General features: G+C 68.1%; 32 protein-coding genes and 1 pseudogene. 22 read left to right on the plus strand and 11 right to left on the minus strand.

The genetic code is table 11. The features are described 5' to 3' along the window. Positions 1–33: 33 nt before the first annotated feature. Together ACP4E5_RS00475 and ACP4E5_RS00480 are read right to left on the minus strand one after the other, a co-directional pair. Positions 34–423 carry a hypothetical protein gene (locus tag ACP4E5_RS00475; RefSeq protein ID WP_425824664.1) on the minus strand — a complete coding sequence of 130 codons (390 nt, stop codon included), beginning with the start codon at positions 421–423 and terminating at the stop codon, positions 34–36. Positions 424–524: 101 nt separating this feature from the next. Then, positions 525–1,466: a haloalkane dehalogenase gene (locus ACP4E5_RS00480; protein ID WP_425824665.1), complete on the minus strand. Its 942-nt coding sequence runs from the start codon at positions 1,464–1,466 to the stop codon at positions 525–527. Positions 1,467–1,710: 244 nt separating this feature from the next. On the opposite strand from ACP4E5_RS00480, the gene ACP4E5_RS00485 reads away from it, so the two are divergent. The 11 genes from ACP4E5_RS00485 (at position 1,711) to ACP4E5_RS00535 (ending at position 14,069) form a co-directional block, all read left to right on the plus strand. Then, positions 1,711–2,280: a TetR/AcrR family transcriptional regulator gene (locus tag ACP4E5_RS00485; protein WP_425824666.1), complete on the plus strand. Its 570-nt coding sequence runs from the start codon at positions 1,711–1,713 to the stop codon at positions 2,278–2,280. A gap of 269 nt (positions 2,281–2,549) precedes the next feature. Further along, positions 2,550–3,329, plus strand: coding sequence for an IS5 family transposase (locus tag ACP4E5_RS00490; protein ID WP_425824667.1), 780 nt, complete (start codon positions 2,550–2,552; stop codon positions 3,327–3,329). 773 nt (positions 3,330–4,102) lie between these two features. Beyond that, complete coding sequence (locus ACP4E5_RS00495; RefSeq protein WP_425824668.1) at positions 4,103–5,017, plus strand: NADP-dependent oxidoreductase; 915 nt, start codon at positions 4,103–4,105, stop codon at positions 5,015–5,017. A gap of 98 nt (positions 5,018–5,115) precedes the next feature. Then, positions 5,116–6,177, plus strand: coding sequence for an alkene reductase (locus ACP4E5_RS00500; protein ID WP_425824669.1), 1,062 nt, complete (start codon positions 5,116–5,118; stop codon positions 6,175–6,177). Positions 6,178–6,226: 49 nt separating this feature from the next. Further along, on the plus strand, positions 6,227–6,664 hold the full coding sequence (locus tag ACP4E5_RS00505; protein WP_425824670.1) for a MarR family winged helix-turn-helix transcriptional regulator: 438 nt from the start codon (positions 6,227–6,229) through the stop codon (positions 6,662–6,664). A 469-nt stretch (positions 6,665–7,133) separates the two neighbouring features. Further along, positions 7,134–7,466 (plus strand): YciI family protein, encoded by a 333-nt coding sequence (locus ACP4E5_RS00510; protein WP_425824671.1) that lies wholly within the window; start codon positions 7,134–7,136, stop codon positions 7,464–7,466. Between the two features lie 57 nt (positions 7,467–7,523). Continuing rightward, on the plus strand, positions 7,524–8,783 hold the full coding sequence (locus tag ACP4E5_RS00515) for a low temperature requirement protein A (protein WP_425824672.1): 1,260 nt from the start codon (positions 7,524–7,526) through the stop codon (positions 8,781–8,783). A 395-nt stretch (positions 8,784–9,178) separates the two neighbouring features. After that, a complete protein-coding gene (locus ACP4E5_RS00520; protein WP_425824673.1) occupies positions 9,179–9,727 on the plus strand; it encodes a winged helix-turn-helix domain-containing protein in 549 nt (182 codons plus the stop codon). A 488-nt stretch (positions 9,728–10,215) separates the two neighbouring features. After that, a complete protein-coding gene (locus tag ACP4E5_RS00525) occupies positions 10,216–10,992 on the plus strand; it encodes an ABC transporter ATP-binding protein (protein WP_425824674.1) in 777 nt (258 codons plus the stop codon). A 51-nt stretch (positions 10,993–11,043) separates the two neighbouring features. Beyond that, positions 11,044–13,584 (plus strand): ABC transporter permease, encoded by a 2,541-nt coding sequence (locus ACP4E5_RS00530; protein ID WP_425824675.1) that lies wholly within the window; start codon positions 11,044–11,046, stop codon positions 13,582–13,584. Positions 13,585–13,628: 44 nt separating this feature from the next. Further along, positions 13,629–14,069 (plus strand): hypothetical protein, encoded by a 441-nt coding sequence (locus tag ACP4E5_RS00535; protein WP_425824676.1) that lies wholly within the window; start codon positions 13,629–13,631, stop codon positions 14,067–14,069. 271 nt (positions 14,070–14,340) lie between these two features. On the opposite strand, the gene ACP4E5_RS00540 is transcribed toward ACP4E5_RS00535, so the two are convergent. Further along, complete coding sequence (locus ACP4E5_RS00540; RefSeq protein WP_425824677.1) at positions 14,341–14,889, minus strand: transposase family protein; 549 nt, start codon at positions 14,887–14,889, stop codon at positions 14,341–14,343. Between the two features lie 65 nt (positions 14,890–14,954). On the opposite strand from ACP4E5_RS00540, the gene ACP4E5_RS00545 reads away from it, so the two are divergent. Further along, positions 14,955–15,365, plus strand: a complete 411-nt coding sequence (locus ACP4E5_RS00545; protein WP_425824678.1) for a hypothetical protein — start codon at positions 14,955–14,957, stop codon at positions 15,363–15,365. A 434-nt stretch (positions 15,366–15,799) separates the two neighbouring features. On the opposite strand, the gene ACP4E5_RS00550 is transcribed toward ACP4E5_RS00545, so the two are convergent. Together ACP4E5_RS00550 and ACP4E5_RS00555 are read right to left on the minus strand one after the other, a co-directional pair. Continuing rightward, positions 15,800–17,227, minus strand: coding sequence for a GDSL-type esterase/lipase family protein (locus ACP4E5_RS00550; RefSeq protein WP_425824679.1), 1,428 nt, complete (start codon positions 17,225–17,227; stop codon positions 15,800–15,802). Further along, positions 17,202–17,591, minus strand: coding sequence for a P-loop NTPase family protein (locus tag ACP4E5_RS00555; protein ID WP_425824680.1), 390 nt, complete (start codon positions 17,589–17,591; stop codon positions 17,202–17,204). The genes ACP4E5_RS00550 and ACP4E5_RS00555 overlap by 26 nt, the downstream gene beginning before the upstream one ends. A gap of 36 nt (positions 17,592–17,627) precedes the next feature. On the opposite strand from ACP4E5_RS00555, the gene ACP4E5_RS00560 reads away from it, so the two are divergent. Beyond that, complete coding sequence (locus ACP4E5_RS00560; protein ID WP_425824681.1) at positions 17,628–18,050, plus strand: TrmO family methyltransferase domain-containing protein; 423 nt, start codon at positions 17,628–17,630, stop codon at positions 18,048–18,050. Between the two features lie 614 nt (positions 18,051–18,664). Here ACP4E5_RS00560 and ACP4E5_RS00565 read toward each other — a convergent pair. Genes ACP4E5_RS00565 through ACP4E5_RS00575 form a run of 3 tightly spaced genes read right to left on the minus strand, consistent with a single transcriptional unit; the run spans position 18,665 to position 19,541 of the window. Then, positions 18,665–18,913 carry a type II toxin-antitoxin system RelE family toxin gene (locus ACP4E5_RS00565; protein ID WP_425824682.1) on the minus strand — a complete coding sequence of 83 codons (249 nt, stop codon included), beginning with the start codon at positions 18,911–18,913 and terminating at the stop codon, positions 18,665–18,667. Further along, positions 18,910–19,173, minus strand: coding sequence for a type II toxin-antitoxin system Phd/YefM family antitoxin (locus tag ACP4E5_RS00570; protein ID WP_425824683.1), 264 nt, complete (start codon positions 19,171–19,173; stop codon positions 18,910–18,912). The genes ACP4E5_RS00565 and ACP4E5_RS00570 overlap by 4 nt, the downstream gene beginning before the upstream one ends. 35 nt (positions 19,174–19,208) lie before the next feature. Next, positions 19,209–19,541, minus strand: a complete 333-nt coding sequence (locus ACP4E5_RS00575) for a site-specific integrase (protein WP_425824684.1) — start codon at positions 19,539–19,541, stop codon at positions 19,209–19,211. 61 nt (positions 19,542–19,602) lie between these two features. Here ACP4E5_RS00575 and ACP4E5_RS00580 point away from each other — a divergent pair, with 61 nt between their 5' ends. The 4 genes and pseudogenes from ACP4E5_RS00580 to ACP4E5_RS00595 form a co-directional block, all read left to right on the plus strand. Then, a complete protein-coding gene (locus ACP4E5_RS00580; protein ID WP_425824685.1) occupies positions 19,603–19,959 on the plus strand; it encodes a hypothetical protein in 357 nt (118 codons plus the stop codon). Next, positions 19,956–20,336, plus strand: coding sequence for a PIN domain-containing protein (locus ACP4E5_RS00585; protein WP_425824686.1), 381 nt, complete (start codon positions 19,956–19,958; stop codon positions 20,334–20,336). The genes ACP4E5_RS00580 and ACP4E5_RS00585 overlap by 4 nt, the downstream gene beginning before the upstream one ends. A gap of 314 nt (positions 20,337–20,650) precedes the next feature. Beyond that, entirely contained in the window at positions 20,651–20,791 is a 141-nt protein-coding gene (locus ACP4E5_RS00590) for a hypothetical protein (RefSeq protein ID WP_425824687.1), read from the plus strand. Positions 20,792–20,980: 189 nt separating this feature from the next. Beyond that, positions 20,981–21,196, plus strand: a pseudogene (locus tag ACP4E5_RS00595) (4a-hydroxytetrahydrobiopterin dehydratase); the annotation flags it as partial. A 369-nt stretch (positions 21,197–21,565) separates the two neighbouring features. Here ACP4E5_RS00595 and ACP4E5_RS00600 read toward each other — a convergent pair. Next, positions 21,566–22,000, minus strand: coding sequence for a holin (locus ACP4E5_RS00600; protein WP_425824688.1), 435 nt, complete (start codon positions 21,998–22,000; stop codon positions 21,566–21,568). 383 nt (positions 22,001–22,383) lie between these two features. On the opposite strand from ACP4E5_RS00600, the gene ACP4E5_RS00605 reads away from it, so the two are divergent. The 5 genes from ACP4E5_RS00605 to ACP4E5_RS00625 all read left to right on the plus strand — a co-directional run bounded on the left by ACP4E5_RS00605 (position 22,384) and on the right by ACP4E5_RS00625 (position 25,475). Then, positions 22,384–22,647 (plus strand): hypothetical protein, encoded by a 264-nt coding sequence (locus ACP4E5_RS00605; protein WP_425824689.1) that lies wholly within the window; start codon positions 22,384–22,386, stop codon positions 22,645–22,647. Beyond that, positions 22,647–23,024, plus strand: coding sequence for a PIN domain-containing protein (locus tag ACP4E5_RS00610; protein WP_425824690.1), 378 nt, complete (start codon positions 22,647–22,649; stop codon positions 23,022–23,024). Before ACP4E5_RS00605 ends, ACP4E5_RS00610 begins: the two co-directional genes overlap by 1 nt. Before the next feature lie 109 nt (positions 23,025–23,133). Next, on the plus strand, positions 23,134–23,373 hold the full coding sequence (locus ACP4E5_RS00615) for a hypothetical protein (protein ID WP_425824692.1): 240 nt from the start codon (positions 23,134–23,136) through the stop codon (positions 23,371–23,373). Further along, positions 23,373–24,899: a helix-turn-helix domain-containing protein gene (locus ACP4E5_RS00620; protein ID WP_425824693.1), complete on the plus strand. Its 1,527-nt coding sequence runs from the start codon at positions 23,373–23,375 to the stop codon at positions 24,897–24,899. Before ACP4E5_RS00615 ends, ACP4E5_RS00620 begins: the two co-directional genes overlap by 1 nt. Beyond that, positions 24,900–25,475 (plus strand): transcriptional regulator, encoded by a 576-nt coding sequence (locus ACP4E5_RS00625; protein WP_425824694.1) that lies wholly within the window; start codon positions 24,900–24,902, stop codon positions 25,473–25,475. Between the two features lie 44 nt (positions 25,476–25,519). Here ACP4E5_RS00625 and ACP4E5_RS00630 read toward each other — a convergent pair whose 3' ends face one another. Then, on the minus strand, positions 25,520–25,648 hold the full coding sequence (locus ACP4E5_RS00630; RefSeq protein WP_425824695.1) for a hypothetical protein: 129 nt from the start codon (positions 25,646–25,648) through the stop codon (positions 25,520–25,522). 23 nt (positions 25,649–25,671) lie between these two features. Further along, complete coding sequence (locus tag ACP4E5_RS00635) at positions 25,672–25,959, minus strand: FeoC-like transcriptional regulator (RefSeq protein ID WP_425824696.1); 288 nt, start codon at positions 25,957–25,959, stop codon at positions 25,672–25,674. Between the last annotated feature and the right edge of the window lie 113 nt (positions 25,960–26,072).

A 26,072-nucleotide genomic window follows, 5' to 3' on the forward strand; every position in this document is an offset into this window, starting at 1 on the left:
TCGAAGGCCGGTCGGCTGCTGGGTGGTGGTGACTCACACGGAGGGGGTGATGAGGAGTGCGAGGACGCCGAAGACGACGGCGGCCAGTGAGATCGCCGCACCCTGGTTGCCGGCCTTCGCGCTGATGTCCTTCTGGCGGCCGCCGGTGTAGAAGGAGTAGGCGTCGACCGCGTCGATGAGGACGTTGAGGGCGACGAAGGTGGCGGGTGAGGAGAAGCTGTCGAGGTTCAGCAGTCCTACGGCCAGGACCGCGTTGCGGATGCCGAACATGCGCCCGTAGGCGAGCGCCGGGGTGCCGGCGGCGTCCACGCCGATGAGGCCCATGGCCCACTTGGGTGCCAAGGTGTGGGTGGCAGCGGCGAAGATGCGACCGAAGATCAGGAAGTACAGCGGGAGTGAGAGCAGGACGTCCGAGGTCGACATGGTGCTTCCTTGAGCGTGTAGGTGTTCGGAGTTGATGCCCTGGGCGCCCAGAGCGGTGGAGTGCGGCCGGAGGCGACGTGCGCTTGCCGCCCCGAGCCGTGTCAGTCGAGACTGAGGATGGTTTTGACCAGCAGCTCGGACTGCGGTTCCTGCAGGAAGTGACCGGCGTCGGGGACCGTCACGTGCTTCTGCCCCTTCGCTCCGGGGACGCGCGCCTGGAAGATTCCCTCGAACGGGCGCGAGACGCCGTCGTGCTCGGCATATGCGGTGACGAACGGCTTGTCGAAGGCCTCCAGGCCGGCCCAGGCGCTCAGCAGCGTCGAGTTGAGCGGTTCCGGGGTATCGAGCGTGACGAGGTGGGGGAACTGGCGCACCCCGGCGAAGTACCGCTCGGAGGGGAAGGGCGCGTCGTAGGCGGCGGCTTCCTGCTCGGTCAGGCGGTGGCCGGTGGCGTTGAGGGGGCTGTCGGGGCTGCCGATCGCCCAGGAGGCGGTCAGGCCGGGCGACTTGGACTGCTCAATCCATTGCACGAAGGTTTCGAATCCGTGGGCGAAGTCGTCCGGGGTGAGGGTGGCCATGAAGGCGGGATCGGTCAGGCCGGTGTTGGAGGCGACCACGGCCGCGAACCGGTCAGGTGTGAGGCCGACGTGCGCGATGAAGATGTAGCCGCCCCAGTCGTGGCCGAACAGGGTGATGTCCCTCAGGCCGAGTTGGTCCAGCCAGTCGCCGGTCCAGGCGATGTGAGCCTCATAGGTGTACGCGTCCCGGTCGACCGGCTTGTCGGAGCGGCCGAACCCGATCAAGTCGGGGACCAGGACCCGTCGGCCGGCGGCCACCAGGCCGGGGATCATCTTGCGGTACAGGTAACCCCAGGTCGGCTCCCCATGGGCGAGAACGACGACCGGGCCGTCGGAGGGGCCCTCGTCGACGTAGTGCATGCGCAGGCCTTCGCCGACGGTGACGTACCGGGGCTCGTACGGCCAATCAGCGAGACCATCAAAGCGCCCGTCAGGGGTTGTTTCGATTTTTCGTTCGAGGCTCATGTCGAGCACGGTACACCGATTGGTTTCCCTCTTGCGCGTCGACGTGCGACAGGGAGGTGCGACACGCGGTGAGGGCGAGGAGATGTCTCGCGACGAGCCGGGTTGCGCGGCGCCAGGCTGCGCCGAAGGCGGACCCTCGGGCGGGCCGAGGGTGTCCGCCGAGCGAGGGGTGTCGCCCTGACGCCCCGACCCTTGGGAAACCGATTGGTCTTCACTATGTCCCAATTCGGACTAACCTCGCAATATGACCATCGAAGCGAAGGCAAGCACCGAAGAGCGGCTACTGGAGGCCGCGGCCGTGCTCACCTATAGGGACGGCGTCGGCATCGGCATCGACGCACTGTGCAAGGCGGCAGGCGTGTCGAAGCGCTCCATGTACCAGCTGTTCGGCAGCAAGGGCGAACTTCTGGCGGCGAGCCTGGAGGGACGCGCCTCCGCCTTCGCGGCCTCATTCCTGCCTGCGGCGGACGGCGGCCGTTCGCCCCGCGAGAAGATCCTTTACGTCTTCGAGCAGGTGCAGTCGCAGGCGGGCACGGACGGCTATCAGGGCTGCCCGTACCTGGCCGCGCAGATCGAACTCAAGAACCAGAACCACCCCGCGAGCCGGGCGGCCCGCCAGGCTAAGGAGGGGCTGACGGACTTCTTCCGCGCCGAAGCCGAGCAGGGGGGTGCGAGTGACCCCGACCTCCTGGCCCGCCAGCTCAGCCTGGTCTTCGACGGCGCCAGCGCCCGCGCGGGAATCCGGGCCGACGATCTGACCGGACTTCTCGCGCCCGCCGTGACCGCTCTGCTTGACGCGGCCGGTATGCGCTGAGAAGCCGTTGTCCTATCGGTCTTGAGTGCGACGTGGTCGAAAGTGGCTGGTGGGGCGGGTGATTCTTTCGTTGCCGCGCATGGACACAGGGCCTCTGGTGCAGTTCGGAGTTGCTGAGACACCAACTGCGCCCGGAGGCCCTGATGTCCCTGTTGTACGCGGTCGGACCCGAGGAACTCAACTCGCCGTCACCATCGTGCGATTGCCTCGCTCATCGGTTCGGGAACGCGGCTGACCAGCCCGACCGGGTTCCGGCGTATGACACGGACTTGACGGACGATCAGTGGCAGCGGATCCTGCCGCTGCTGCCGGTGCCGGGCTGGCTGGAAGGCCGGGGCGGACGCCCGGAGGGCTACTGCCACCGCGTGATGTTGGACGCCGTGTTCTACGTGGTGGACGGTGGCATCAAGTGGCGTGCGATGCCGGCCGACTTCCCGCCCTGGGACCGTGTCTACGCATTCTTCCGCCGCTGGCGTCAGGGCGGGCTGCTCGCCGAGTTCCATGACAGGCTGCGCGGCAAGGTTCGCGAAGCCGCGGGCCGGGACCCGGAGCCGACCGCCGCGGTCATCGACTCGCAATCGGTCAAGGCCGACGCGGTGGTCGGCGCCGCGAGCCGGGGCTACGACGGAGGCAAGAAGATCAACGGCAGGCGCCGGCACCTGATCTGCGACGCCCTCGGCCTGCTGCTGATGATCCACGTCACCGCGGGCGATGTCACCGACCGGCAGGCGGCCACCGACATGCTGCCCGCCCTGGCCCGGCGGTTCCCCGCCATCAGCAAGGTGTGGGCCGACAGCGGCTACACCGGCGCCCTGATCACCTGGGCCCTGGCCGTGCTGCACCTGGCCGTCACCGTGGTCGAGCGCACCGACGACCTCAAAGGGTTTGTCGTGCTCCCGCGCCGCTGGTGCGTGGAACGGTCTTTCGCCTGGCTGCTTCGCTCCCGTCGGCTGGCCCGCGACTACGAGCGCAGGCCCGATTCCAGCGAGGCGATGATCCGGTGGTCGATGACGATGCTCATGATCCGCCGCCTCGCACGCCGGCCGTGAGCGTGAAGGCGCCGGAGGGCTCCTTGGCCAGCCAGCCCCGCCGCACCAGCCGGTTCGCCTTCGATCGCACCCCTCCTTCGCCGGCACCGTCTCCACCCCCAGTGCAGCGGCGATCTCCTTGCACACCAGCGGCCCGGCCGCCTCGGACAGCACCGCCACGATCCGCTGATATTCCACCGCCAGCGCCGCCGGCTCCATCCCCTCACGCCACACAGGAACCACCGACCCCGGCACCGCTCCCGACGGCGACGGCGACGGCGACGGCGACGGCGACGGCGACGGCCCAGGATCCTCCACGACCGGGACGATCAACTCCCCGTCACCAGCGGGTTCCTCGGGGACCGACAGCACCTCCACGACCGCCTCCCGCGCAATCACGAAACGCTCCCAGGACAGCTCCGCCTCCCGCAGCTCGGCCAGCACCCGGTCCGCCTCCTCACGCAACACTTCCGCCCGGTGGCGGGCATCCCGCTCGCGCTCCTCCAACAACCCGATCACCGACGGCATCCCGACTCCTCGCGACAGCACGGACACGACACACTCTGCCTGCCACGAAAGCCCCGCCACTATGCCTGACCTGCGACAACTCGGAAATCACGTACGGAAAGACAACAGCTTCTGAGACGGGAACTCGCCAGTGAAAACCGGCCGGCAACGGCCGTTCCGCACACCACCCCCGGGCAATACTTGGCTAGCCACGCGATTGTTGTTACGGTTGCTATGTGCCCAGCCACACGTTTCGTGACGGAACGAGCGGAATGAACGGAGTCATCATGAAAGCGATCGTTTTCGACGAGTTCGGCGGCCCGGACGTACTGCACGAGGCCGACGTCGAGGTCCCGCAGCCCGGCCCCGGCCAGGTCCGGGTCCGCGTGAAGGCCGCCGGGCTGAACGCCCTGGACGGCAAGACCCGCGCCGGGATGCTCGAGGCCGTCTACCCCACGACCTTCCCCGCCACCCCCGGCGGCGAGCTGGCCGGCGTCGTCGACGCGCTCGGCGAGGGCGTGAGTGATGTGCAGGTCGGCGACGAGGTGCTCGGCTGGTCCGACACCGGCTCGTACGCCGAGTACGCGCTGGCCACCGCCGTGGCCCCCAAGCCCGCCGACCTGACGTGGCAGGACGCGGCGGCGCTGCCCGTCGCAAGCGAGACGGCCGAGCGGGTCCTGGACGAGCTGGAGGTCACCGCCGGGGAGACCGTGCTGATGCACGGCGCGTCCGGAGCGGTCGGCACCGTGGCCGTCCAGCTTGCCACGGCCCGCGGCGCCCGCGTGATCGCCACCGCCAGCACCTCCAACCAGGACTACCTCACCTCGCTCGGCGCGACGCCGACCGCCTACGGCGACGGCCTGGTCGAGCGGGTGCGCGCGCTGGCCCCGAACGGCATCGACGCAGTCTTCGACCTGGCGGGGAAGGGCGCCCTGCCCGACTCCATCACCCTGCGCGGCGGCACCGACCGCATCGTCACCATCGCCGACTTCAGCGCCGGGAAGCTGGGCGTCATCTTCTCCCAGGGCTCCCCCCAGCACTCCGCCGAGCGCCTGGCAGGCGTGGCCCAGGACGCCGCGGCCGGGAAACTCACCACCACCGTCACCGCCTACCCCCTCGCCCAGGCCGCCCAGGCCGCCGAGGCCCAGCAGGCCAGCGACGCCGGACACGTGCGCGGCAAGCTCGTCCTCACCGTCGACTGAGCACACCCGCCCCCCACCCCTTCGAACACCTCCCCCCTCGAATACCCCCACCCCTGTTGCGGTGGCCGCCGGGTCGCCGCATTACCGAAGGACCTTTCATGCTCGAATCCCTGTGGACCCCGACCACGCTCGGCTCCATGCCTCTGCCGCACCGTCTGGTCATGGCCCCCATGACCCGCGACCGCTCCACCCCGCAGGGCGTGCCGACCGAGCTGAACGCCGAGTACTACGCCCAGCGCGCCTCCAACGCGCTGATCATCACCGAGGGCACCCAGCCCTCCGCCGACGGCCAGGGCTACCTGCTCACCCCCGGCATCTATGACGATGCGCAGATCGCCGGATGGCGCACCGTCACCGATGCCGTGCACGCGGCGGGCAGCCGGGTGTTCATCCAGCTGATGCACGTCGGCCGGATCTCCCACCCCGACAACACCCCGCACCACCGCCAGCCGGTCGCGCCCTCCGCGATCCGCCCGGCGGGCGTGATGTTCACCGCGACCGGTCCGCAGGAGATGCCCGAGCCCCGCGCCTTGTCCACGCAGGAGGTCGCCGAGACCGTCGACGACTTCCGGCGCGCGGCCGCGGCCGCCATCGCGGCGGGCGCGGACGGTGTGGAGATCCACGGCGCCAACGGCTACCTGATCCACCAGTTCCTGGCGGACAACACCAACCAGCGCACGGACGCCTACGGCGGCCCGATCGAGGCCCGGATCCGCTTCGCCGTCGAGGTCGCCGCCGCGGTGGCCGACGAGATCGGCCCGGAGCGCACCGGCATCCGCATCTCACCCGGAAACCCGTTCAACGACATCGCCGAGTCCGACACCCACGAGCTCTACCCCGCGCTCGTCGACGCACTGCGCCCCCTCGGCCTGGCCTACCTGCACCTGATGCACGTCGGCGACGAGGCCCTCCTGGACACCCTGCGCGCGCAGTGGCCGGGCACGCTGATCCTCAACCGGGCCGGCGCCGACATCCCCACGCGCGCCAAGGACGTCGAGAACGCCACCGCCGACCTCATCTCCGTCGGCGCCCTCGCCCTGGCCAACCCCGACCTGGTCGAACGGCTGCGCGCCGACGCGCCGCTCAACACCCCGGACCCGGCGACCTTCTACGGTGGCGGAACGGCCGGATACACCGACTACCCCACCCACACCGACTGACGAAGCGGAGACCATGCCGGACATTCCCACCACTGCCGCAGGAGGGCCGATGGGTTACGCGATCTTCCAGCTCGCCCGCGCCCACCGCGCCTACGCCGGCGCCCTCCTGCGCAAGATGGACCTGCACCCCGGCCAGGAACTGCTCCTGATGCAACTCCTCGACCGCGAGGGGCAGACCCAGTCCGAACTCCTTGACGCCGTCGGCCTGGACCACTCCACCGTCTCCAAGTCCCTGCGCCGCATGCAGGAGGCGGGCCTGCTCACCCGCGAACCGGCACAGCACGACCGGCGCGTGATGGTCGTACACCTCACCGACAAGGGCCGCGCCATGCGCGAACCCATCGCCGCCCTCTGGGAAGACCTAGAGAAGATCTCCGCAGGCAATCTGACGGAGCAGCAGGCGGCAGCCTTCGTCGAGACCGCCTACGCGATCAGCGAGGCCATCACCAGTCGCCCACTGCCGCAAGAAGAAGCCGAAGCCGACTGACCTGCCGACACGGCAGGGCAAGGGCGGACGCGGACGGTCGGCGGTGTGGCAGTAGCCCGAGCCCAGGGGCACCGAACTGCCGCCACACCGCCGACCGTCCGCACACCGAGGCGCCTTCGCCCCGTGCCCCCTGTCCACCCTCAATCCCCATGCTGACCCGATCGAAGGCGAACCCCCATGCCTGGCAACGACTCCACCGCCCCCGGTGAGGTCCGTGTCCGTGTCAGCGTCTCCGGCGCCAACCCCTTCAGCTCCAAGCCCTCGCGCGGTAGGCGAATCCGAGCAAGATCAATCGCAGGAGCACTTTCTGTACCTCAGCTGCTCGCACCCGAGGTCCCACGAAAGCGATCAAAATAGATTTCTAGATCATTTTACTGAAAAATGCTGCTTTGTTGTCGATTTCGATGCCCGAGGGGCGTCGTCATCGGTGAGGCCGCGAAAGCCGCGGGTTCGGCGAAAGGAAACGACCATGGCGAAGTTCGTGCTGCTCAGCTACCTGACCCCCGGTGCCGAGCCGACCTCCGAGGTGGAAGGGAAGCGTTGGATGGCCTACCACCAGGCCCTGAAGGAGTCTGGCGTGCTGCTGTCGAACGCGGGCATGTCCAAGACGGATGTGGCCACCACGGTGCGGGTTGTCGGAGGCGATACCCAGGTCACGGACGGGCCGGGCGTGGATTCCACGGAGTATCTCGCCGGCTACTTCCTGCTGGAGGTGGCCGATCGGGCCGAGGCGCAGGAGTGGGCCGCGAAGATGCCGAACAGTAGCTACGGGCCGGTCGAGGTCCGCCCGGTCTGGTACTGAACCCTCTACTTGGCGACTTGAGGAAATCTGCAACCGTTGTGCCCGGATAATCACCGTATGCGTGAGAGTGCCGGCGGAGCCGGTACCGTACAGGCCACTGAGGAACGCCACGCCTCCCGGCTGGAGCTGTTCTTCGACCTGATCGTGGTGGCCGGTGTCGGCCAGCTTGCCCATCTGCTGTACGACGACCCCGGCTTCGCCGACCTCGGTCTGTACACCCTGATGTTCCTCGCCTTCTGGACCGTGTGGATGCTCTTCGCGCTGTACGGGAACGTCGCCGCCGAGAAGATCCATATGCGGGTCCTGATGGCCGGGATGTTCGGCATGGCGATGATGGCGGCGGCCGTGCCGGGTGTACGGGAGGACAAGGCGACGGTGTTCGCACTGGCCTATGTGGTGGTGCGGTTGATCGCCTCGTCGGCCGGGCGGGAACGCGGACAGGTCCTGGTCGACGTACCGATCGTGCAGATGAGCACCGGTCTCGTGCCCTGGGTGATCTCGCTGTGGACCGAGGGCACCACCCAGTACACCCTGTGGGCCGTGGGGCTCGGTCTCGATCTGTTGATCATGATCACAATGAGCAGCGAGCGCGTCGAGGCCGAGGTCCAGGAGCGCCTGGACCGCATGAACAGGAGCCGGCGCACACGCCGTGAACCGCGCGGCGGCCCCCGCGGCCCCCGCCCCGGGCGGCCGGCCCCGACCGTCTCGCTCACCCGAACCGAGACCGGCCACCTCGACGAACGCCTCGGCCTCTTCCTCCTGATCATGCTCGGTGAGTCACTCATCCAGATGGTGGACGCGGCAGGCGAGAGCACGTGGGACGGCAGTCTGTACGGGGTGGCCATCGGCGCGTTCTTCCTGCTGCTCCAGCTCTGGTCGCTGTCCCTTCGGCACGGGACGAACGGAGTGCCGCTGCTGCGCTCCGGAGCGATCCCCGTCCGTACCGCCCTGCCGCTCCACTGCTTCACCGCCGGGACAGTCGCGGCCATGGCGGCGGCGCTCGGCGGCACCATCAAGTGCGCGGGCGAGGAGATGCCCGATGCCGTGCAGCATCTGCTGTGCGGCACGGTCACCATCTATCTGGCGCTCGCAGCGATCGCCTCACTGGCCTCGGGGCGTGGGCTTCAGTGGACGCTGACCGCCCTCGTGCCGCCCACACTGGCAGTCGGTCTGATGGCGTTGCTGCAGGCAGTGGAGTGGACGCCGGTCGCGGTGGTGTGGGTCCTGGTGGCGTCGACACGCTGGCCGATCTACTGGCTGCGGCGCGCAGAGAAGACGGCGGACCCTGGCGCAGTCAAGGGTGGCGTGTGCCCGTGACGCTTCTCGTACAGGCCCGGATGTCTGCGCGCAGTACCTCGAAACCAGACGCTTCGGCGGTTCGTGGTTCGCGATATCGCGCGTGTCGTTCCGATCTTCTTGGGGCCATGACGGCGGTCTCCGTAAGCGGTTCTGATCCACTTCTTGCGGGACGGTTACGGAGGGTGACGGTCGTCAGTCGGTGAGGAGTGGCTTCAGACGTCTGCGCGACAGGAGCTTCCTGACCTTGAGCGTGCTGCTCTCGTCCAGGTGGCCTGAGTGCGAGGTGATCAGCCAGGCCGTGCGGACCGGCAGTGTCTCGGGCTTGTCGGGCGTGGGTTTGCCGCTGGCCCGGGTCTCTAATCGGAGCCGGTGACGTTGCGTGCGTCGGGTAGGTGTCCGGTAGGACGGACGCCATGGGGAAGATCCTCCGAGTTGAGCTGACTGACGATCAGCGTCGTGATCTGCACGGCGTGTTGGCCCGCGGTGATCTGACCGCGTACACCCGGCAGCGGGCCGAATGCATCCGTTTCCTCGACCGTGGCCGGACCACCGCCGAGGTTGCCGACCTGCCGGAATGCCACCAGGTCACGGTCCGCGCCGCGATCCACCGCCTGGAGAAGGGCAGGATCGCGGGACTGCTCGATGCGCCGCGCCCGGGCCGTCCGGCCACGCTCCTGGGGCTTGAGGATCGGGTGGCGCTGGCCGTATTGCTGGACGAGTCCACGGCCGACGGAACCACCTGGACCGCCCCGGCACTGTGTGACTGGCTGCGCGCCGAGCGCGGGGTGGAGATCTCCGCGGACAGGCTGGCCGAACTGCTGCACCGGGACGGCTTCCGCTGGAAACGCACCCGCGACAGCGTGCGGCACGAGGCCGACCCCGTCCTCCAGCAGACCGCCCGGGCCCAGTTGGAGGACTTGCGGCCTTACGGCTGGAGGCGAACACCGGCGAACGCGACCTGATCTTCCCGGACGAGTCCGGCTTCCCCCCGGCCATGCCCACCGGATACACCTGGTCACGGGTCGGACAACGAGCCGTGGTGCCCAAGGAGGACACCAGAAACCGCCGGGTCAACGTCCTCGGCGCGAAGATCGTCGGCACGGAGCCGGACCTGCTCCGGCAGCGCACCGACGGCAAGGAACTTCACCCACGCCGCTTAGGCACCGCAGCCGGGAGGCGACCGAGGATCGTTGCCGGTCGGGAACGGGCCCCGAGATACCTGTGGCCATTTCGGCTCACCGAAGGGCACGGGAGGTTGCCCGAAAGTGCTGCCCGCGTTCCTACCCCGGAGGGAGAAGGGGCGCCGATGCGTCCGCTGCAGGGGCTAGCAGGGGCCGGGCGAAATCATCCCGCCAGTGCACGGTGCCGCCGAGGTGAGCAGGGAGGATTCAACAGGTCCGGTCTTTGGGCGGGCACGGCACACCTTTCTGGCAAGGCTAGGAGTTTCCTCATGCCCTCCACGTCTCCGGTGCAGACGTCCGGCACTGGCACCGCGGCGGCCCGCGCCGCCGGTCTGTGCAAGGTCTATGGCGAGGGGGATACCCGGGTCGTGGCCCTCGACGGGGTGGACGTGGAGTTCGGCGCGGGCCGGTTCACCGCGATCATGGGGCCGTCCGGGTCCGGCAAATCGACACTGATGCACTGTGTGGCCGGCCTCGACTCCTTCACCTCCGGATCGGTGCGGATCGGAGACGTCGAGCTGGCGGGCCTCGGGGACAAGGAGCTGACCCGGCTACGCCGCGACCGGATCGGTTTCGTCTTCCAGTCCTTCAATCTGCTGCCCACGCTTACCGCGCGGGAGAACGTCACCCTGCCCATGGACATCGCCGGCCGTAGGCCCGACCCCAGCTGGCTGGAGCAGGTCTTCGACATGGTCGGCCTGTCCGGCCGGCTCGAACACCGGCCCAGTCAGCTCTCCGGCGGCCAGCAGCAGCGCGTCGCCGTCGCCCGAGCCCTGGCCGGCCAGCCGGACATCGTCTTCGGTGACGAGCCCACCGGCAACCTCGACTCGCGTGCGGGCGCCGATGTCCTGGGGTTCCTGCGCAACTCTGTACGGGAGATGGGGCAGACCGTCGTCATGGTCACGCACGATGCGGGGGCAGCCGCCTACGCGGACCGCGTGATCTTCCTGGCCGATGGTCGCATCGTCGATGAACTGCAGCGCCCCACCACGGACGCCGTCCTGGACCGGATGAAGGCCTTCGACGCCGTTGGGCGCACCGCCTGAGTCCCGTTCGTCGTCCGGTACCCCTGCACCCCGATTCTTCTGAGAAGGCCCATGTTCCGCACCGCCCTGCGCAACGTTTTCGCGCACCGTACCCGGCTGTTGATGACCATCGTCGCGGTAGCCCTCAGTGTGACCTTCGTCAGTGGCACCCTGGTTTTCACCGACACTGTCGGCTCCGCCATGAAGGCGTCCACGGCGCAGAGTTTCGACAGCTTCGACGTCCAGGTCTCTGCCGATGCGGCAGCCTCCGGCGACGCGTCGGCGGCCGCCTCTCAGCAGTCGGCGCTCACCTCTGAGACCCTCGAGCAGATCGGCGCGCTCGACGGTGTCGCCTCGGCCACGGGCCGGGAAAGCGGCTTCACCGCCATCTCCGATGGCGACGGCGGCCTGGTGGGCGGTGGCTGGTCCACCCAAGGGGCCAATTACGCTCCCGGCTCCGACGGCAACGACCCCGCGTACGACATGGTGCAGGGGGCGGGGCCCACGCACAGCGGACAGATCGCCATCGACAGCCAGACCGCGGCGCGCGAGGGCATCACGGCCGGTGACACCGTGGAGGTCTCGGTCGACGGACCGGTCATGAAGGAGACCGTCACCGGGATCTTCGACACCGACTCCGGGCAGGTGGCTTCCGGCGGCTCCCTGGTCCTGTACGACACCGCCACCGCCCAGCAGTTGTTCGGCGCTCAAGGCGGGTACAGCACCATCGACGTGACGGCCGGCGCGGGCACCTCCGCGCAGCAACTCGCCTCCGAGATCGACTCCGCCCTGCCCTCCGGCATACAGGCCGAGACGGCCCAGCAACTGTCCGACCAGCAAAGCGCCGACATCGACGCCGCGATGCAGGGGTTCAGTACCACGCTGCTGGTGTTCGCCGGGATCGCCCTGTTCGTCGGAGCATTCCTCGTCGCCAACACCTTCACCATGCTGATCGGCCAGCGCACCAGGGAACTCGCCCTGCTTCGGGCAGTGGGAGCCTCACGCCGGCAGGTCACCCGCTCCGTGCTCGCCGAGGCCGTCATCGTGGGGCTGGTGGCAACCGTCATCGGCCTGGCCCTGGGCACCGGCGCCGCCGCAGGGCTGCGCGCACTGATGGGAGCCCTCGGCGCCACCCTGCCCTCGGGCCCGCTGAAGGTGGAACCGGCCACACTCGCCATCTCGCTGGCCGTCGGCGTCGGGATCACTGCACTCGCAGCCTGGCTGCCGGCCCGCCGCGTCTCCCGGATACCGCCGGTCGCCGCGCTCAGCAGCATCGCCCAGCCGATACCCCGCCGCACCCTGCGTCTGCGCAACACCATCGGTCTGGTCCTGACCGCGCTCGGCGTCGGCGCCGTCCTGGGCGGCGCCGCCCAGGGCACGGACGGCAAGGGACTGCTGGCCACCGGGGCGGTGCTGATCCTGATCGGCGTCATGGTGCTCACCCCTCTGCTGGCCCGCCCGGTGATCGCCCTGGCCACGCCGCTGCTGAAACGGCGCGGTGTCGAGGGCCGGCTCGCCGCGCAAAACGCCGTACGCAACCCGCGCCGGACCGCGACGACCGCCTCGGCCCTGATGATCGGCCTGGTCCTGACCACCGCACTGACCGTTCTCGCCACCGGAGTCCAGACGGCCGTGCCCAAGCTGTTCGCCGAGAACGTCTCGGCCGACATGGTCATCTCGACGGCCAACTACACGCCGCTGGCCCCCTCGCTGGAGCCGAAAGTCGCAGCGGCCCCCGGGGTGGCGGAGTCCAGTGCGCTGCGCGACGCCACGGTGGGCGTCGACGGGGAGATGACCTCGCTCACCGGGGCCGACCCGGACACCCTCGGTGACCTGGTCACCATGGACTTCACCAGCGGCTCCATGACAGGCATGTCCCACGGCGCGATCGTCGACTCCACCACCGCTTCCGACAAGGGCTGGAAGGTCGGCACCGACATCAAGGTCACCTACCCCGACGGCACCACCGCCGCGGTACCCGTCGAGGGCGTCTACCAGGTCACCGACGTCTTCGACGGCATCATCCTGCCGATCTCCGACCTGACCGAGCACGCCCCCCAGACCCGCGACGACATGATCATGGTCAAGGCAGATGCGGGCACTTCCCCGGACGCTCTCCAGCAATCCCTGGAACAAGCGACGGGCAACAGCCCCGCGATCCTCGTTCAGACCATGCAGGAGTTCACCGACCAGCTGGCGGGGATGATCGACATCCTGCTGAACGTCCTGTACGCACTGCTCTCGATGGCCCTGGCCGTGGCTGTGATCGGGGTGGTCAACACACTGGCCATGTCGGTCTTCGAACGCTCCCGCGAGATCGGCATGCTGCGCGCGATTGGGCTGTCGGCAGCGCGGGTCAAGCGGATGATCCGCCTCGAATCGCTCGTGATCTCCCTGTACGGGGCAGTGCTCGGCATCGCCCTCGGACTCTTCCTCGCCTGGGGCACAGGACCCCTGGTCGAGAACGTCCTGGACACGTACACATTCACCGTGCCCTGGGCCACGCTCGGCGTCTTCCTGGCGCTGGCGGCCGTGCTGGGCGTAGTAGCGGCGGCCTGGCCCGCGCGACGGGCAGGACGGCTGGACATCCTCGACGCAATCAAAACGGAGTGACCCGCTCCGCGAACCCGTTCCGCAGGCCCTCGCCGCTGGTGGAGATGGACCGGCACACCTCTTCCTGGACTACTTCACCCACGCCGGCAGAAAAGGAACCTGATCGCCTGTCTGATCGGGCTTTCCACGAACATGGGGCTGCACGGGATGGTCTCCTCCTGCAACATTCCCTACGAAACGCGCTGGCGTGGACGGCGGAGTGGTACATCCGCGAGGACACGCTGCGCGAGGCGAACATCAGCACGGTCACCTACCACCACCAGCTGCCCATGACGGACTGCGCCAAGACTTGTGGTCCAGAACGCCCCACCAGCGAAGGACCCACTGTGACCGCTCAGCGTGGGCGCCGGGCGCCCCGTCGGACCGCTGCCATCCCGCGCAAGATCAGCGCGATCGGCGACACTCTGAGCGGCGAACGCCGCGCCCGCTTTTACGAGCAGGTCCTGACCGCCGAACAGGAGGGACGTTGCGGCTGTCATGCGTAGCTGGTGGCAGCAGGCGATGCTCGACCACGCCCCGGGTGGTAAGAGGAGCCGCGCCAACGCCGCCGCCGGTCGCCACTTGACGCGTCTCGACGACATCGCCGGGCAGGTGAGGATGCCCGACAGGGCTCGTCACGGGTCCACAACCCCCTTCCCTGCCGGGCCTGATCAGTGTCGCCCATCCACGAGCAGCCCGGCAGGTTCTGCCGAGTTCCATGTCCCCGTGTCGCACGCTACGGGGAAGGAGGCCTGGTGACACCAGGCGCAGCCGGCTCTACGACTGTTCCGCAGGCTCGGTGGGAGTGGGGATTTCGTTGCTCTTGGTGGTGATCTGGCGTTGGGAGATCACCATCTGGCTCTCGTGCAGGACCGCGGCCAGGAGGCGGACGGCCGCCTTCTCACCGGTGCGACTGCCGCGTACAGCCGTGGTGTCGACGGCCACGCCCGCCAGCTGACCGGCGTCGTCGGCCGGGTCCCTCGCGTGCCGCGTGAGCCAGGCCCCCACGGAGTCATCAACGACATCGCCGTCCAGCCGGGACAGCAGCCGGCCCAGAGTGGTCGCGCGCGGCAGAGGGCGCAGTCCGATCCTGGTGCGCACGTCTGCGGGGGCATCGGCGGCGCAGCGGGCGATGCCGGCCGGCCTGGACGCGCCGCCGAGTACGGCGAGCAGGCACAAGGCGAGCAGCGAGCCCAGCCGGTAGCGGCGGCCCCGCACCCGCCGTGGATCGGGCAGGCGGTCCAAGTCCTCCGGCAACGAGGCGAGTTCGGGCGGGCCGACGTCTCCACAGTGGTGCTGCGGGACATCGATCAGGGAGGATGGCACGCGACGCGACCTCTGTTCTTGATCAACGGCTTCGAGAACCTTGATCATCAGAGGTCGCGTTCGTCGTGTCCGGACTCGAGCAAGCAGGCCATCAGGGCGGGTCCACGGGTGAGTTGCCCATCTCGGCGCATGACAACGCACGTGTCCTGGCCCGCCAGTTGGCCGTGCTGCCCTGGCGGGAGATTCCTGTCCAGGATCGCTGTCGTGATCGCGGGCACGGCCGCGAAGAAGTCCGCGAGGTGGAGATCGCGTCCGTCGACAACCTGCTGTTCTCGCACGCCCGACAGGTCATACGCATCCACCGCAAGCGCCGCCGGGTCGGCACGAAGAAGTGGAGCGCCGAGACTGTCCACGCCGTGACCGATCTCGCCGCTCACCGGGCCGACGCGGGTGAGATCGCCTCCTGGGCCGGCTGCCACTGGTTGATCGAACCACCGTCCGCTGGCCCAGGGACGTCGTCTTCGGCGAGGGCTTGAGTCAGGTCCGCCGCCACCGCACCCTGGCCGTCATGAGCGTCGTCCGGGACCTGGCCCGCGCTTCCCTCCACCGGGCCGAATGGGCGGGCCAACATCGCCGGCGGACGACGCGCCCACACCCACCCCGAAGCCATCCGCACCCTCCACGGCATCCCATGATCAAACCGGGCGAACGTGATTCTCCCCCGGGGGCCTGGCTTCTCCTCGGCATGCTCCTGCCGGTACAGGCCGACCCAGGTGCCCAGCGTTCCTCGTTCACTTGTATCTCCCGGGCGACCTCGGCGATCGGACGGGACTCCACGACCACCATCCTGACCTCCTCGTCCCGAAACTCGGATCAGGACTGAACTTCCTACGCTTTTGTGTCGCGTACTCTCTCCGCCGTTGCGGACTTCGATCCTATGAGGACCGCTGCCCGAGAACTTCGGGACGCCTCATCCCGGCCACCGGGTCTTGTCCGTTTCATGCGTGCAGTCCTCACTTCCGCAGGAAAATCTACTGTCCGCTCCTGTTGTCAGCGGGTTCCCTGACACAGGACCGATGACTCGGAAGGTCACTGATTCTTTCGGAGTGGACAGCATTCCGGGCCAGCTCGCGTCACTTTTCCCTCGTCGAATCCCTTGAACGTGAACAGTGTGGAGACCTGGCCGCCATTTATGAGGGTGAACGAACTTCGCTACACCCGCAGAATCCGGAAGCACAGCACCGATACAATGACCCCGGTCGATGAAAAGAATCTTCTCTACTTCAGGTGAACAAGAGACTCTAAAGTGTGGCCGTGGTCCGCACGAACGGAGCTGACCTTTCGGGCTGATAATTTCCAAACGCCCGAGATTAGCAATCGCGCAAAACTTTACAGAACCTTCCACACTGTATATCGAATTACGTTCGCTCACCACCTGAAGTTCGTGCTCCCCAGGAGTCCAAGCCACTTCTCTGGACCACGCCCACCTTCCGTCCCCCCTCGGCGTGGTATGACCCAGAAATTCCCCTCCCGAGAAGAATAGAATCCGTTCGATTTCCTCCCCGCATATTCCCCAGAAAAATGGCGCATCATCTATGATCTCGCCAGCCTCAGGGGCGGAGACTGACGGACTGGGAACCGAAGGATCCCCCTTCCCCAGGACGTCCACAGCACGAATCGAGAGCTTTTCCATTGGAGGGGGCTGCGGTGATTTGTCAAGCGGATCCATGTGGACGTCCTCAGCGTCCAGAAGGTTCTCTTCCCTCAAGGACGCAACCACGATGCGCGCCACGACACGGGCCCCCGCCTCATTCAAATGTGTCCTGTCCACCCGACCGGTCGGATCCTGCTCGCAGGCCCCCGGCAGATACCAGGCAAAAAAGGGGACCGTACCCCCAGGTCCCAGACGGTCCCAGTACTGCAGAGTGGCCGCCTCTATATCAAGCAGAGGAACCGCAAGTTCAGCCGCTGCGACCCTCATAACGTCAGGATATATTCCGTGGCTCCTCCTGACTCGGCCAGACGAGTCGAATATGCAGCGCGCTACAGGCGTAGCGAACGCCAATCGAATTCCGGCCTCTCTGGCTGCGGCGGCATACAGAGAGAGATACTCTCGGTACTCGGAAGGCTGTATCTCCTTCCTGGGATTCCACATCTGCTGATCATTGCTGGCCGAGGAGACGATGAGAATATCACCCCGGTTCGCCCGCGAAAGGATGGAGATAAATGGGGTTCGATAATTTGAATGGATAGTCATATGGGGAGCAGAGCGATCAACTACCCGCATTTTATCGCTCAGATGTTCAGGCAGCAGCGACGCCCACCCATTGATGCCACGAGCAGTTTCGAACGCTCTGTCCATTGCCACCGAGTCACCCAGAATGAAAATTTCTGGCATAGAAAGTGATGCCTCCCGAATCAGCAGGGCTCGTGCAAATTCCCGGGATCATCCAACTGGCCTGAAGATGCCGCGGGTTGGGGTGGATGACAGAACGGACACGGGATTCGTGATCATTCGGGTGTCTACACCGAGTGATCAAGAAGGTCCCCGTGTCCGCTGTCTCATCTTCCCCGATCCCCGCCATGTCGGCCAAGCTGGACCCCCTCAACCCGAACGATGTGGCTGACCTGCGCGTCCCCCTGGAAGGGCAGAGCGATTTCAAAGCCGGGGTGATCTTGTCGTCGGCCTCGGCCTTCACTTCCGGCTGGCGGCCGAAGAAGTCGGCGATGCCCTCGGTGCGCAGCACGGTCTGGTCGTGCATCCGGCTGGGCTGCAGGACTCCATGGAAGGGTTGGGCATGGCACTGCAGATAAGGCCGACCGGGACCGTCGTGGAAGGCCGCACCGACGTCGCGGACGACTATTGGGGCGGCATCGAATCGGTCATCCACCTCGACGCCAGCGAGTTCCCGCTCGACTCCTTGCAAGGCCTGGAGGAGTTCCCCCATCTCGTCGTCGTATGGCACTTCAACCAGGCGTCCCCGCCCGACATCGAGTACAACGCCCGCAGCCCACGCAGGAGCACCGCTTGGCCGGCCACGGGCACCTTCGCGCGCCGCAACCACCGCCGCCCCAAACAGCTCGCCCAGTCCTTCCCACGGCTGCTCAAGGTCGACTACGACCTCCCGCCGTATTTCAAGCAGATGGGGCCTCGCGGTTCGCAGCACCAGCCGGTATGGCCCGGCGAGATGCTGGCCGACTACTGGACCGCCAAGGCGTAAGTACAAAGCAGGCGGAACACGGCCCTTTCAACTTGCAGCGATGGAAGGGCGATCACGTAGTTGCGGGCTCCCCGTGTGGACGGCCGCGCGCAATTTCCCATCTGGAGCCGCGAGTCAATGACCGTGAGGCGGTGACCGAGCTTCCCAATAAGTTCCCGGCCCGCCGTCCGTTGCTTCCAGGGACCATCCGTCCGCCCCGACCACTGCACAACATGTCCGTTCCGACCGCTGCGCCCCGCAACCGGGCCCACTCGCAGCCAACCGTGCTCACGGGGCGTCGGCCCTCTCCAGGATAACGTCACCGTCACCCGGATTGCGCTCGGGGAGAAGGAAAGCGAGAAGAGATAGAGACCGAAGGCGGACAGGATTTGTTCCTGAGGCCACGATGTCTTCAAGGGGGGAGACCTGACAGGTCAGCCAGCTCTTCACTGCGTCAGATCACGGGCCCGACGCAGACGCGGTATGCGTGACCCAGTGTGGTCATGGGGTTTGAGCGTGCGCAATGGGCTCCGTTTTGACTCGACACCAGAACCGTACCCGGGGTCGGTTCCCCTGGTACACGAACTGGCCCGGTGCGAAACGGAGTTGACGCCGTCTCGTGCCGGGCCGCATTTTCAGCCTGCGAACCCGACGTGCTCGATGTGCAGCGTCCGGTTCCCGTCATCGATGCGGTAGAGAATGCGCCACCGTCCGACGCGGAGGCGCCGGTGGCTGGTGCCCCACGGGACGCTGCCCGCAGGCTTGGCGTCCTCGGCAAGCATGTCGCTCGCCTCGAACACCTCGTTCAGAGTCTCGGGGTGATCTTCCAAGTGCCGGACGGTCGCATTGACTGCGGACGGCTCCCAGGTGACGTTCCAGGTCACTCGGCGCCACGTTCGGCGGCCTGCCGGAACAGGGCACGCGCGTCGGCGTCGGCGACCGGCTCGGGCCGAATTCCGAGGGCGCGGTCGCGTTCCAGGCGGGTCAGCGCCAGGGCGTCCTCGAGCTCCTCCAGCGCAGCAGGGGAGACCATGACCGCGGCGGGCTGGCCGCGGTCAGTGAGGACGATGTTCTCGTGCTGTGCGGCACGCCGGGCCAGCTCTCCGAGCTGCCCGCGCGCCTCAGTGATCGGATATGTAGCCATCGTGAACCTAGATTACATCCAGTGCACACTTCAGGCTATATGTCTGCCTCCGCTTCCTCCGCGGCCGCAGCTTCCGGGGCGTGCACCGGTACCTTCTTGAACGGGGCGTAGGCGGCCTTCTTCGCTGGCCGCACGTACCGCTCCCGCGGAATGTATGACCCCTTCTTCCAGCGGCTTGGCTCCTCGAGTTCCTGGTCGGCGCCGTCCTCGCCGAGGCCGGTGGCGGCGCCGGCGCGCAGGCCCTGCGAGGACACCGGGCGGCCGTCGCCCACGAGCCCCGCCTTCTTGAACCAGACCTTCACCCGCTCGTTGACAGTCTGCGGCCGCAGACAGGAGTCGCGCGCGGTAACCCCGTCGTCCCGCTTCATGCACGTCTCCAACGAGGCGGTCCTGCCGCTACGCACGTGTTCCGGCGGTCCACTTGACGGCTTGGGACCATGCGGCGCCTACAGCCTGCCGACCGGAGCGGCGTCCAGCGGCCGACCGCATAGGGCACGGGTACGTGCCCGTACCCAGAGCTTCGGTGGGCAGTCCCTCATCTCCGCCACGAACGTCCGCATCCCAGAAGAAGCCAAGGAGCGCCTCGCGCACACCGCGGCCGCTGAAGGCCTGTCGCTGCGCGCCTACCTGGCCCGCCTCGCCGACACGCTCCTCACACCCGCCGAGCGAGCCGAGCAAGCCTGGGCCGCCCTCGAGGAGTGGACCAGGTACACCCCCGACGCCGACCAAGAGCAGGACCTGGAGCGCGAGCTCTACCGCTGCATGGCCCAGGCGGCCGCGCGGTGAGCAACGCGGTCCACGTCGTGCTCGACGGGAGCGCCGTGGCCGCCGCCGGACACGGCAAGGTCCTGGTCTCCCGCCTCATCCACCGCGCACACGCCGAACCCGGCTGGTTCCTGTACTCACCGACCTGCGCCCTCGTCGGAGCCGACCGGCTCCGACCCGGCACCGCCGAACATCTGGCTGCCCTGCCCGGCATCACGGTCCTCGACCTGGACCTGCCGGCCGCGTTGGCCGTCAGCCGCGAATCCACCTGGGCCGCCGCACACAGCCGGCATGCCGCCCAGCCCACCCCGGAGCGTCCCGACGACGCTCTCGTGGCCACCACTGTGCCGCGACGCTGGGCGAACCAGCCGGTCCGTGTGCTCGACCTCAACGCCTGATCCGGCCGCGCGGATAGCGTTGATTCTGGCCTTGCGCGGGCACGGTCATACTGTTCGCCGAGGCGGTTCACGTGGCGGGCGAGCTGGACGCGGGTCCATCCCGCGTGTGTGAGTAGCTCTTTGAGATGCACGTTCTGTGTGCGTGTCGTGCGTGCCATGTTCAACTCCCGATAGTTGAAGCGGCGTTGGAGCCCTCGCCGTTTACGGCGTTTACGTTTGTCTCTTCCTTCGACAGTACCGGGCGGCCCCTTGGCCGGGTTGGCTATGCGCAGAGCACAACGACCCAAGCATGCAGGAGGCGCGGGGTGACGGTCATGAACAAGTCAGCGCAGGAGTACGAGGTGGGTCAGTACCAGCGGCAGTACGTGACGTACGTGCCTACGGGCGAGCAGTGCGTCACGTGCGGGAAGACGATCACGGCGCTGGAACGGGTGTGGCGCGTCGCCGTTGCCTGACCCACAGGTGCGCCGGCCATGGGCGGCTATCAGCACTACGACCCGTGCACGCACAAGGCCTGAAGGCCGCCCCAAGTTCCCGGAGCGCGAGGAGAAGCGTCCCCCGCGCGGCACAACTGTGATGAGTCACGTCGAAATGGCGGACAAGCTGCTGATCAAGCCAACGGGGTGGGCCGGGCCAACACCGACGTCCGATACCACGGTGGCGTGGGGATGATCGTGCACGTCGCCGACATCGAGCGGCCCATCGGCCGCCACGCCGACATCGACCTACGCTGGGACAGAGTCAGGTTCGGGATCGCCACCCACGATGCCGGACACAAACTGACGGCCGCGGACTTCGACTTGGCGCACCGAATCGACGTCATCGCCCAAGCCCATAGGGCCGAGATTCTCGACGGATAGCCGGACATGACGAAGTGCCCTCCCGCGCGAGGCGAGAGGGGGCGCGACGCCATGTCCCGGGCCAGGTCCCTCGGATGAATCCCCTGGCGAGACAGCGGGCGGGAACTGGTAAAGGCTCGATGGGATCGTTCCCATTTCACGGCGAGCGGTCAGCAATGCCCCCTGTCGAAAGGAGCATCCGAATGCGTCGTCAAGTTGTCCGCGCTGCTGGCCTTGCCGTGGCTGCAGCCGCTCTCTCCATCGCTTCGCCCGCGCTCGCCCAGGCTCACGCACCAAGCGGTCACGTCGCCTCGAAGCCGTCCGATGGCGATGACTACCGACGTTGCGTGCAGGCCGGGCTGGACTTCGGGATGCCGGCTGACCAAGTCTTCAGGAGCTGCATGTACACGCTCGACCGGTAACCAGCACCGCGTGTATTGCTGGTGTCCAGGCAGGCACGTGGCTCGGACACCAGCAATGCCGCGTCTGCTCACCGACTTGAAGTGTTCTCCCGGGTGGATTCTCCGTCAGGCCGGGCCCGTTGGGCATGGCCACGGCGGTGAGTACGGCGAGAACTGTGGCGCCGCCCGCGGGCGCCAGGCCCTCGTTCCACTTCGCGTGGATGACGCCGAGCCGGTCCAGTCCGAGCGAGCCGACGAGGACCTGCGCGTCGGTCCGCACCGTGCGCTTGATGGTCGCCTGCCAGAACGGGGCAGTGAAATGGGGGTCTCTCAGGCATTCGGGACTTGGAGCTCGGACCACGTCGCAGAGCCGGCCAGTCCCTGGCAGCGCCACATCCCCCAACATCAGCTCGCTGTTTGGCATAGGAGCGTCAACGGCCTGCTGTGGCAGTACTTCCCGAGGGTGCCGGGCTTCTCCCAGCACGCCGGAGAGCACCTCGACGTGGCCACTGCCGAGCTCAACAGCTGCCCACGCAAAACGCTCGGCTGGGAAACCCCAACCGAGCGACTGTCTAAACTGCTCGCCACCACACGTCAGCGATCACGTTTCGCGACGCCCCTTCGAATTCGCCCCGGCCTCGGGGCCGCTTCCGCGTCAGCAGAGCGTGGGGTGCTCAAGCACGGCTTGCACATCGCGATGCGCCCTCGGGCTGCCCGGACAGGCGTCACGGCCGGGCCTTGGAGGCCGTCTTTTCGCCCCGGATGTTCAACGGACGTGCCGTATCTACCGGCGGTAGAGTGGAGGGTATGGGTGAGTCGAAGCAGACCAGCATCAAGACGAGCGAAGCGGTACGCGACCGGCTGCGACTGCTCGCAGCAGACCGCGGCACGACCATCACCGGCCTGCTGGAGGAGTTCGCCAGCCGCGAGCTGACCGAGGCGGAGCGTGAGGCCCGGGCCCAGGATGCGATCGCCGAGGTCAAGGAGAAGTGGGGCGCTGAGGTGACGGATGCATCGCGCGTGCAGGCCCGCGACTTGCTCGGCAGGCTGGAGCGGGGCGCCGCCGCCTGATGATGCACTTCGTCTTCGACCACACCTGCGTCACGGCGCTGGTCGCCGAAGCCGACCCGGTACTCAACAGCTTCTACGTCGAAGCCTCGTACGGGAACGTGGAGCTCCTGGTACCCGCGCTGGCCGCCGTCGCCGCGGACCGCGACAAGCCCGGAACCGGCCGGCACGTGGTGGGCGCCCGGTACACCACCGTCGTTCCCTTCGAGGCCGGACATGTGGGCCGGGCCGCGGCCTGGCCGCAGGCCGACTGGCGCGCGCTGCACCCGGCCGCGCTCACGCTCGACCTCGCGGCCCGAGGCCACCACGCGGTACTGCTTTCTCTGGATGCCGGGCTGTACCGGGGAATCGACGTCACCCCCCTGGACCCCCTCGAATAGCACCCGCCCAGGCAGCGAGGCGCCTCACGAGACAGAGGTGCGAACTGTCAAGATAGTCTTGATCGTCACAGATTTGACGATGGTCGCGAGATTTGGCATGGTTGTACCCATGGTGCATGTGGATGAAGAGCGTGAACTCGCCGAAGCCGTCGCATCGATGAGGGCCGCCGAGGACCGGGTCACTGAGGCCTTGCGCGTGTTTCTGGCCCGGGACCCGGTAACCGGGCGGCCGGCGCACGGCCGGATCGGCCGGGCTGCTCACATCACGGGCTGGGGCGAACAGCGTGTCAAGGAGACGGTGACCCCAGCGTTGGCCGAACGTCGCCGAGCCAAGCGCACGGACCGCTGATGAGCGACGACTTCGGCGCGATCGACTCTCTGCTCGCCTCCCTCACTCCCGAGGTGGCGCTTCCCGACGCCGAGGTGCGCCGGAGCCTGCGCGAGCGGGCCGGTGCCTCGAAGGCGCAGGTTGCCCGCGCGCTCGGGGTGAGCCCGTCCACCGTGTCCGGATGGGAGACGGGCCGCGACCCGTCGGGCGAGGTGCGCGCGAAGTACGCGTACTTCCTCGACGGTCTGGCGGCCAAGTTCGCCGAGCCCGAGCCCGAGCTCTCGGCGGAGCCCGAGCCTGGAGCGGCGCCCGAGGCCGCGCCGGCTCCGGTCCCGGCCGTAGCCGGTGACCGCGACGAGGATGTGGTGGCGCTCGCCCCGGCCGAGCCGTGCGTGCTGTGCGGCCATCCGGCCGCGCAGCGGGTCGCCGGGTTCGCCCAGCACCTCGACGTCGCCGAGTGCAACCGTGCGGCTGCCCCCGCGTCCCTGCATGGGCAGCCCGCGCCGCCCGCCGTCCCCGAGCCGGAACCGGAGCCCCGTGCTGCGCCGCAGCGTCCGCGCGCGGCGGGGCAGCGCGGTCCCGCTCGGCGGGCGTTTCAGCCCGCGAGCGAGTCGTGCGACACCATCGCCCGCGCCGTCCAGGCCGCCCTCTCCGCCCACGAGGGCGATGTGGAAGCGGCCACGGCGGCGCTGGTGAAGAAGTCGATCCCGGACGCGATGGCGCTGCTGGACGAGACCCGCAAGGGCGGCCGCTACGACGTGATCGCGCACCCGTGGCTGCCGGACATCCTGAAGAAGCAGTCCAAGCAGGGCGCCGACCAGATCTGGGAAGCCCGCCCCAAGTGGACGCGGGCCGAGCTGCCGGCCGGCGTGCACGAGGTGACCGCCCTCGACATGAACGCGGCCTATCTGTCCGCGCTCAAGACCCATCTGCCGCTCGGGCAGTTGGAGCACAGCACGGGCTTCCACCACGACCGGCGCCGGGCCGGGGTTCACCTGATCACGCCGCCGCACTGGGACCACGGCGACGTCCTGCCGAACCCGGTCGGCCAGCGTGACGAGCCGGGCCCGCTGTGGGTGACCGAGCCGACTCTGCGCCTGCTGCAGCGCCTGTCGGGACCGAAGTACGGACTGTGCGAACCCCCTCAGATCCATGAGTCCTACACCTCCGGCGCCACCGAGGGGCTGCTGGAGAAGTTCCGCATCACCCTCAAGGACGCGCGGGACACCGCGATCGCCGACGGCGACGAGGTGACCTTGGAGTACGTGAAGGCGATGTACTCCAAGTTCGTCTCGACGATGGGGGAGTCGACCTACAACCGGGAGCTGAACCGCCCGGACTGGATGCACCTGATCCGAAGCCAGGCCTTCGCCAACTTGTGGATGAAGGCGCTCAAGGCCCACGAGATGGGTCTCACCGTGGTCCGCGCCATGGGCACCGACGAACTCCACGTCATCGGCGACTGGCGACGTGTCTTCCCCGAAGGGCGCGGCGTTACCGAGGTCAAGCCCAAAGACGTTTACACGGCAGGGAAGGAGAGTAGCTGAGTGCCCGAGCGGAATCTGGAGTTCGGCAAGCACGGCGCCCAGGGCATCAAGGGATACAAGGCCGTCGCGCGGCAGCTCGACGCGCTCGCCGGATTCATCGCCACGCCCATCACAGCCAAGCGCGGACTGATGGCCCGCCTGAACTACCTCACGCGCTCCGACCATGCCCGCGAGGCGGCCCGCGCGGCCGGGCTCACGGTCACCGACCGCACTATGAAAGCGTGGCTCGACCAGAAGCGCGCCCCCACGAAACAGAACCTGGCCCGCATCGAGGCCGCGTATCGCGCGGTGCGCCGGCAGAACGTCGCCCGTTACCTCGTGGGGCGGCTCAACCGCGAGGGCCGCGGGACGCGGGTGGAGTTCCACCCGCTCAACCAGTCCCAGGTCAACCGGCCCCACCAGCGCGTCGTCTCGTTCCGCACGCTGAACGTGCGGCGCTGGGACGCAGTCGTGAAGGCGTGGGCCGACGAGGACGACGGCGCGCTCGATGCGGCGTGGTTCGACGACATCACGTCCGACCTCGGCAGCGACTATGGCGCCTATGAGTTCGTGACCAACATCGGCTTCGCCGCCTGACGTGACACCGCGGCCTCGGGCCCGGCTAGGGCTTTGGGGCCGGATCAGCGGAGCGCGGACGACTCGTCGGCGTCGGTGGACGCCGCGCCGGCCCGACGGCCGTTGAACCCGTCACGCTGCGCCAGGCCCCTGACCTCCGCGGACGTGCAGGCAGGCGGGAGGTATCCGCGCATCGTTGCGGTCTCCGACGAGGCCGTCAGGGGGACTTCTCGCCTCGCCGCGGGCTGATTGCCACCAGTACCGGTCCGGCCGGTCGCTCGTTTCCGCACGTGGCCGCGACAGTGCAGCCGGCGCACGCGGAGGCGCAGGCCGTGGCGGAGCCGATGGGGTCCAGGGCTATGCGGCCGCGTGCGGCCCAGTGGTCCAGCGCCGCGCGCACCTCGTCCTTGCTCGCGCCGACCGCGGTCGCGAGCTCGTCCACGCTGTGTGCCCGGGACGTGCGCAGTTCGCGCAGGACGTCACGCAGGATCGAACCGCCGTTCACCGGGTACCTCCGAGGATGCCCCGGCTTTCAGGCGGGGGAGGGGTCGGATTCCTGTGGAGCAGGGCAGGGAGCGCCGGGTTGCCGGCAGGGCGATCCGGTGTCGACCGTCCCCG

Origin of the sequence: Streptomyces fractus, assembly GCF_049844455.1 — a bacterium.
Classification (GTDB): Bacteria; Actinomycetota; Actinomycetes; order Streptomycetales; family Streptomycetaceae; genus Streptomyces; species Streptomyces fractus.

Coding starts and splice junctions, on each gene's coding strand:
- ACP4E5_RS00600 (WP_425824688.1), bottom strand. CDS start 22,000: ATGCCAAACAGCGAGCTGATGTTGGGGGATGTGGCGCTGCCAGGGACT.
- ACP4E5_RS00630 (WP_425824695.1), bottom strand. CDS start 25,648: ATGCGCGGATACCTCCCGCCTGCCTGCACGTCCGCGGAGGTCAGGGGC.
- ACP4E5_RS00485 (WP_425824666.1), top strand. CDS start 1,711: ATGACCATCGAAGCGAAGGCAAGCACCGAAGAGCGGCTACTGGAGGCC.
- ACP4E5_RS00550 (WP_425824679.1), bottom strand. CDS start 17,227: ATGCCAGAAATTTTCATTCTGGGTGACTCGGTGGCAATGGACAGAGCG.
- ACP4E5_RS00605 (WP_425824689.1), top strand. CDS start 22,384: ATGGGTGAGTCGAAGCAGACCAGCATCAAGACGAGCGAAGCGGTACGC.
- ACP4E5_RS00510 (WP_425824671.1), top strand. CDS start 7,134: ATGGCGAAGTTCGTGCTGCTCAGCTACCTGACCCCCGGTGCCGAGCCG.
- ACP4E5_RS00495 (WP_425824668.1), top strand. CDS start 4,103: ATGAAAGCGATCGTTTTCGACGAGTTCGGCGGCCCGGACGTACTGCAC.
- ACP4E5_RS00570 (WP_425824683.1), bottom strand. CDS start 19,173: ATGGCTACATATCCGATCACTGAGGCGCGCGGGCAGCTCGGAGAGCTG.
- ACP4E5_RS00575 (WP_425824684.1), bottom strand. CDS start 19,541: ATGAAGCGGGACGACGGGGTTACCGCGCGCGACTCCTGTCTGCGGCCG.
- ACP4E5_RS00525 (WP_425824674.1), top strand. CDS start 10,216: ATGCCCTCCACGTCTCCGGTGCAGACGTCCGGCACTGGCACCGCGGCG.
- ACP4E5_RS00475 (WP_425824664.1), bottom strand. CDS start 423: ATGTCGACCTCGGACGTCCTGCTCTCACTCCCGCTGTACTTCCTGATC.
- ACP4E5_RS00615 (WP_425824692.1), top strand. CDS start 23,134: ATGGTGCATGTGGATGAAGAGCGTGAACTCGCCGAAGCCGTCGCATCG.
- ACP4E5_RS00500 (WP_425824669.1), top strand. CDS start 5,116: ATGCTCGAATCCCTGTGGACCCCGACCACGCTCGGCTCCATGCCTCTG.
- ACP4E5_RS00520 (WP_425824673.1), top strand. CDS start 9,179: ATGGGGAAGATCCTCCGAGTTGAGCTGACTGACGATCAGCGTCGTGAT.
- ACP4E5_RS00515 (WP_425824672.1), top strand. CDS start 7,524: ATGCGTGAGAGTGCCGGCGGAGCCGGTACCGTACAGGCCACTGAGGAA.
- ACP4E5_RS00590 (WP_425824687.1), top strand. CDS start 20,651: ATGAACAAGTCAGCGCAGGAGTACGAGGTGGGTCAGTACCAGCGGCAG.
- ACP4E5_RS00560 (WP_425824681.1), top strand. CDS start 17,628: ATGGCACTGCAGATAAGGCCGACCGGGACCGTCGTGGAAGGCCGCACC.
- ACP4E5_RS00555 (WP_425824680.1), bottom strand. CDS start 17,591: ATGCACGACCAGACCGTGCTGCGCACCGAGGGCATCGCCGACTTCTTC.
- ACP4E5_RS00530 (WP_425824675.1), top strand. CDS start 11,044: ATGTTCCGCACCGCCCTGCGCAACGTTTTCGCGCACCGTACCCGGCTG.
- ACP4E5_RS00480 (WP_425824665.1), bottom strand. CDS start 1,466: ATGAGCCTCGAACGAAAAATCGAAACAACCCCTGACGGGCGCTTTGAT.
- ACP4E5_RS00505 (WP_425824670.1), top strand. CDS start 6,227: ATGGGTTACGCGATCTTCCAGCTCGCCCGCGCCCACCGCGCCTACGCC.
- ACP4E5_RS00620 (WP_425824693.1), top strand. CDS start 23,373: ATGAGCGACGACTTCGGCGCGATCGACTCTCTGCTCGCCTCCCTCACT.
- ACP4E5_RS00535 (WP_425824676.1), top strand. CDS start 13,629: ATGGACCGGCACACCTCTTCCTGGACTACTTCACCCACGCCGGCAGAA.
- ACP4E5_RS00610 (WP_425824690.1), top strand. CDS start 22,647: ATGATGCACTTCGTCTTCGACCACACCTGCGTCACGGCGCTGGTCGCC.